Below are 5,305 nucleotides of genomic sequence, written 5' to 3' on the forward strand. Positions count from 1 at the left end.
GTGCCCACATCTCCCCTCCTCCCCGGGGCCCGCCCCCCCTCCCCCCACCGGCTTCTAACTCCTCACCTTTGGGTGTCCACCCTTCTTCCCCGTTCCCCCTGTCCCCGCCCGTACCCCCCGCTCCCGGCCCGCTCAGTGCAGGACGTCGAGGGCGTTGTCAAAGTTGTTGACGAAGTACACCGCGTCGTGGTCCAGGTCCAGGGCGAGGCCGAACAGGTTGCCGGCGCCGGGCGGGTTGCCCTCGTTGTTGATCTGCTTGGTCGCCACCTGTCGGCCGCGCTCTGTGGTCTCGACGATGTTCCCGTCGCCGCCGTTGACGGTGAGGATGTCGCCCTTGGGCGTGATCGCCATCCCCAGCGGGCCGTTGAGGCTGCCGCCCGAGGTGATGACCCGCCCGATGCCGGCACTGTCGTTCCGGGTCAGCGCGTTCGGGATCGCGGTGATCCGGCTCCGCACCGTGTCGGCGACGAAGAGGGTGCCGTCGTGGCCGAGGCCGACGCCGGTCGGGCCGACCACCAGCGCTGCCTGGTCGGTCCGCTCGGGGAAGTCGGAGCCGATCACCGTGGAGGCCACCGGCTGCGGCGGCTCGTCGCCGTCGGCGCACAGGGTGATCCGCACGACCGTGCCCCCGTCGACCTCCGCGCCGCCGCCCGCGACCGTCCCGTTGAGCACGTTGGTGACGAACAGCTCCGTCCGCCCGCGCTCCCCGCCTCGCTTTTCGGTGCTGACGGCGGTCATGTCCCACGGCCCGTTGATGTCGCCGCCCGAGATCGTCTCGCGCACCGTGCCGTGCTTGTCGAGCACCAGCAGACAGCCGGCCTTCGCGGTGCCGGACATGCCGTCCGTGGTGGGCAGGCTGCCGACCACGACCCAGCCGCCGGGCAGCACGGTCAGCGCCGTGGTGAGGCCGACACCGCCGGGGCACTCGCCGGGCAGGTGGTTCGGGTCGATCGTGGCGAAGGTGGTCCGGGTGCCGCCCGGGGTGATCTGCACCAGCGTGGTGCCGAGGCCCTGCAGGCCGGCCGAGTTGTTGAAGTTGCTGACCAGGACGTTGCCCCGGTGCAGGTCACCGACGCTCTCGCGGATGGTGAACGTGCCGTACGGGTTCACGTCGCCGTTCTCGGGAATGGTGGACGCGACGAAGGACACGGTGTTCAGCCGGTCCAGGAACGGCCTTGAATCCGCTGCCCCGGCCGGGGACGCCACGCCGGTCAGAGTGAGGGTCAGCGCGGCGGTCACCAGCGCGCTCGAACATGCCCGAAGCTTCATCTGTACTGCCTTCTGGAGGGCGGACCGGCCCACCGGGACTTCCTGGCGTCCCGACCCGCGGATTTGCTCAACATGGCCCCCGGGACGCCACGTTAGGCATGGGCGGACGCGGCCCGCCCGACGACGTCCGCCAAACTGCCGGTCACCCTGCGTGACGCACTACGCCGGGCAGGCGAGTGCGGAAGGTGGTCGCCCCGGGGGTGTCCAGGACGGCGAGCGTCCCCCCGTGGATGGCGGCGATGTCGCGGGCGATCGGCAGGCCGAGACCGGTGCCGCCGTCGTCCCGGCTGCGGGCGTCGTCCAGGCGGGCGAAGCGTTCGAAGATCTTCTCCCGGTCGGCGGCGTCGATCGCCGGCCCGTCGTTGGCCACGTCCAGTACGGCCTGGCCCGAGGCGGGGTCGGCGGCGAGGCGCACGGTGACGCGGTGCCGGGCGTGCCGCTGGGCGTTGTCGAGCAGGTTGGTGAGCAGCCGTCCGAGCCACAGCGGGTTGCCGGGCACGGTGACGGCGGCGGGCAGGTCGACGGTGATGGGGTGGGGCTCGGTGCCGCGGGCCGCGAGCGACGTCCCCACCAGCTCCACGAGGTCGACGGGTTCACCCGGCCAGTCGTGGCCGGTCGCGTCCAACCGGGCGAGCAGCAGGAGGTCGGCGGCGAGGGCCTGGAGGCGCCCGGTGTCCTCCAGGGCGCCGGCCACCAGGTCGGCGCGGACCTCGGGGTCGGGGTGGGCGATGGCGACTTCGAGCTGGGTGCGCAGCACGGTGAGCGGGCTGCGCAGTTCGTGGGAGGCGTCCGCGATGAAGCGGCGCTGTCGGTGCCCGGCGGCTTCGAGGCGGCCGAGCATCGCGTTCATGGTGTCCGCCAGCCGGGCGATCTCGTCGTCGCTGCGCGGTTCGGGCACCCGGCGGTCCAGGTCGCGGTCGCCGATCGCGGCGACCTCGGCGCGGATGGCCTCCACCGGCCGCAGGGCCCGGCCGGTGGCCCGCCAGGTCAGGGCGCCGACGGTGAGCAGCAGGACGGTGCTCAGGCCGGCGAGGGCGGCGGTGGTGAGGTCCTCGGCGGCGTCGACGGTGCGCAGCGAGGCCCCGACGTGGATGGTGACCGGCCCGGTGGGGGTGGTGGCGGTCAGCGTGGTGACGCGCTGGTGGTGTTCGTCGCCCAGGGCGCGCAGGTTGAAGGTGCTGCGGCCGTCCGGGTGGCCGCTGGGGGCGACCGCGGGGTGGCCGGTGAGGTTCTGGCTGGCGGCGACCACCCGGCCGCTCGCGTCGACCACCTGAATGAAGTCGGTTCCGTGGTCGAGCGGGAGCTGGCTGCCCAGCCGTCCGTCCTCGGCCTGCCGGGCGACGGCCTGGGCCTGCTCACGGGCGCCGTCCTCCACCGTGCGGGCCAGGTTGGCGCCCAGCAGCAGGACGACGGCGCCCGAGGCGACGGCGAGGACGACGGCGACGCTGAGGCAGGCGGCGAGGGTGGTGCGGGCGCGGACGGAGCGCGGCGTCAGCCGGGCGGCGAGGGCCGCGAGGCGGGGGTGCCGGGCGAGGGGTGCGAGGGCGGTGCGCGCTCGGCGCGCCATTGCGGACCGGGGTGCGGGGCCGCTGGTCGGGTCAGCCACCGTCGGCCGCCAGTCGGTAGCCGGCGCCGCGCACGGTCTGCACCGCGGCCCGGCCGTACGGGGTGTCGATCTTGCGCCGCAGGGCGCTGACGTGGACCTCGACGGTGTTGGGGTCGCTGTCCGGGCCGCTGTCCCAGACCGCTTCGAGGATCTCCCGCTTGGAGACGGCCTCGCCGGCCCGGCGGGCGAGGTGGTCGAGGATGGCGAACTCGCGCGGGGTGAGGGCGATGGCCGCGCCGCCCCGGGTGCAGGTGCGGGCGGCGGAGTCCACCACGAGGTCGCCCAGCACGGTGCGCCGGGGCGCCCGGCTGCCGATCCGGCGGGCGAGCGCCTTCAGCCGGGCGACGAGCACGACGAAGGAGAACGGCTTGGACAGGTAGTCGTCGGCGCCGGTGTCCAGCGCCTCGGCCTCGTCCCACTCGCCGTCCTTCGCGGTGAGCATCAGGATGCCGACGTCGCTGCCGGAGGCCCGCAGCCGCGAGCACACCCGGTAACCGTTGAGGCCGGGCAGCATGATGTCGAGCACGACCACGTCGTAGGCCTGCTCCATGGCCTGGGCGAGCCCGGACAGGCCGTCGTGGGCGACGTCGACGGTGAAACCCTCGGCCGCCAGCCCGTGCTGCAGGGCCAGGGCCAGCCGACGTTCGTCCTCCACCACCAGTACGCGCATGCCCACCAGGGTCGCAGGTCGTCCCGGCGGGAGGCTGAAGGGGTCTTCAGGTCTTCAGCTGATCTTCAGCAACGCCCGGACATCCTGTGCGTCTCGCCCGGGGACGGCCCGGGCCTGGTCGAGGAGCGGGGTGGGTGTTGTGAGCGAGCCCATGGAAGGCGCGGAGCCGCAGAAGAGCGCGGGCAGGACGCGTACGGGCCTGGGCCGGGCCGGCCGCTGGGTGCGCGGCCGGTCGAAGCGCTGGGTCGTGGTCGGCGCGGCGGCGGTCGTGCTGGGTGGCGCGGCGGCCGCGGTGGCGGTCCACCACGAGCACGAGGGCCACGGCGACGGCCGCAGCTGGGCGGCGGGCGACCAGGAGCCGAACGAGGGCCAGGGGTGGCACGGCGACCGGCACGGCCACCAGGGCAGCGGCCACCAGGGCCGCCAGGGCAGTGGCCACCAGGGCCGCGCGGCCCGCAGCGGTGACGAGACCGACGGCCGGACCGGCGCGGGCGCACCGGCACCGCTGCCCGCCACCGATGCGGCCGACGCCGTGGCCAAGGCCTCGGCCGCGGTCTCCGGCGGCAAGGTCGAGTCGCTGACCCCGGTCGGTGAGCAGGGCGGCGGCCGGGCTTGGAAGGCCGTGGTCCTCGGCCCCGACGGCGTGCGGCACGCGGTGACCGTGGACGGCGCCAACGGCACGGTCACCGGCAACACCGTCCTCGGCGGCTGACCGTCCCCCCGACCACCGGCCGGGCGCGCCCTGGCCGCGCCGTACAGAAGGGAGCGCCGTCGTCTTGGGCGCCGTGACAACCCCCCGGGCGGCCCAGCGCCGCCGGACCGTGCCCGCGGGGCCGGTTCTGAGCAAGGTCCCGCAGGTGACGGCGGTGTTCTGGGTCGTCAAGATCCTCACCACCGGCATGGGCGAGACCACCTCCGACTACCTGGCCCGGGTGCTCGGGCCCGTCCCGGCGGTCGGTTCGGCCGGGCTGCTGCTGGCCGTCGCCCTGTTCGCCCAGGCCCGGGCCCGCCGCTACGTCCCGGCGGTGTACTGGGCGGCGGTGATCATGGTGAGCGTGTTCGGCACCATGGCGGCCGACGTCGCGCACGTCGCCCTCGGGGTGCCGTACGTCGCCTCGGCGCTCGCGTTCGCCGTGGTCCTCGCCCTGGTGTTCGCGCTGTGGCGGCGGACCGAGGGGACGCTCGCGGTGGAGACGGTCGCGGGCGGCCGCCGCGAGGTCTTCTACTGGTGCGCGGTGATGGCCACCTTCGCGCTCGGTACGGCCGTCGGCGATCTGACCGCGGCCACCCTGGGCTGGGGCTACCTGCCGTCGGGGCTGCTGTTCGCCGCTCTGATCGCGGTGCCGGCGCTCGCCCACCGGCTCTCCGGTCTGTCACCGGTCCTGACCTTCTGGTGGGCCTACGTGCTCACTCGGCCGCTCGGCGCCTGCTTCGCCGACTGGGCCGGCGTCAGCCACGAGCGCGGCGGTCTGGACCTGGGCACCGGGCCGGTCAGCCTGGTGCTCGCGGTGATCATCGTGGCTGCCGTGGCGTGGCTGAGCGCGACCGGACGCCGCGAGGACCGAGCATTGGCCTGACCTCCGATCAGCCGTCGGGCCCGTACGGGCCCGGCTCCGAGGAAGGGCGCAGCACGCGATGAACCTCCCGTCGGGCCTATCGGCCGTCGACCGGACGGATGCCGGACCACTCCCCCTGGGGAGCACGGTCGTGCCGGAGCCGATGCCGGTGGGTGCCTGATGACGGCCGATGGCGGGGGAACC

5 protein-coding genes are annotated in these 5,305 nt (G+C 74.5%); 2 read left to right on the forward strand and 3 right to left on the reverse strand.

Going from position 1 to position 5,305, the window contains the following annotated elements:
* Positions 1–132: 132 nt before the first annotated feature.
* From ACFQ87_RS35435 to ACFQ87_RS35445, 3 genes are all read right to left on the reverse strand, one after another.
* Positions 133–1,269, reverse strand: a complete 1,137-nt coding sequence (locus tag ACFQ87_RS35435) for a hypothetical protein (RefSeq protein ID WP_380615033.1) — start codon at positions 1,267–1,269, stop codon at positions 133–135.
* Between the two features lie 142 nt (positions 1,270–1,411).
* The gene (locus ACFQ87_RS35440; protein ID WP_380615034.1) at positions 1,412–2,836 is read right to left on the reverse strand and encodes an ATP-binding protein; all 1,425 of its coding nucleotides are present in this window, start codon (positions 2,834–2,836) and stop codon (positions 1,412–1,414) included.
* A gap of 31 nt (positions 2,837–2,867) precedes the next feature.
* A complete protein-coding gene (locus ACFQ87_RS35445; RefSeq protein WP_380615035.1) occupies positions 2,868–3,545 on the reverse strand; it encodes a response regulator transcription factor in 678 nt (225 codons plus the stop codon).
* 139 nt (positions 3,546–3,684) lie between these two features.
* Here ACFQ87_RS35445 and ACFQ87_RS35450 point away from each other — a divergent pair, with 139 nt between their 5' ends.
* Positions 3,685–4,257 (forward strand): hypothetical protein, encoded by a 573-nt coding sequence (locus tag ACFQ87_RS35450; RefSeq protein WP_380615036.1) that lies wholly within the window; start codon positions 3,685–3,687, stop codon positions 4,255–4,257.
* A gap of 73 nt (positions 4,258–4,330) precedes the next feature.
* The gene (locus tag ACFQ87_RS35455; protein WP_380615052.1) at positions 4,331–5,122 is read left to right on the forward strand and encodes a hypothetical protein; all 792 of its coding nucleotides are present in this window, start codon (positions 4,331–4,333) and stop codon (positions 5,120–5,122) included.
* The last annotated feature ends 183 nt before the right edge of the window (positions 5,123–5,305 follow it).

The organism is Kitasatospora sp. NPDC056531 (genome assembly GCF_042794375.1).
GTDB lineage: Bacteria > Actinomycetota > Actinomycetes > Streptomycetales > Streptomycetaceae > Kitasatospora.

What these genes read in the sequence shown, in the direction of transcription:
- ACFQ87_RS35445 (WP_380615035.1), bottom strand. Translation starts at nt 3,545, where the DNA reads ATGCGCGTACTGGTGGTGGAGGACGAACGTCGGCTGGCCCTGGCCCTG.
- ACFQ87_RS35435 (WP_380615033.1), bottom strand. Translation starts at nt 1,269, where the DNA reads ATGAAGCTTCGGGCATGTTCGAGCGCGCTGGTGACCGCCGCGCTGACC.
- ACFQ87_RS35440 (WP_380615034.1), bottom strand. Translation starts at nt 2,836, where the DNA reads ATGGCGCGCCGAGCGCGCACCGCCCTCGCACCCCTCGCCCGGCACCCC.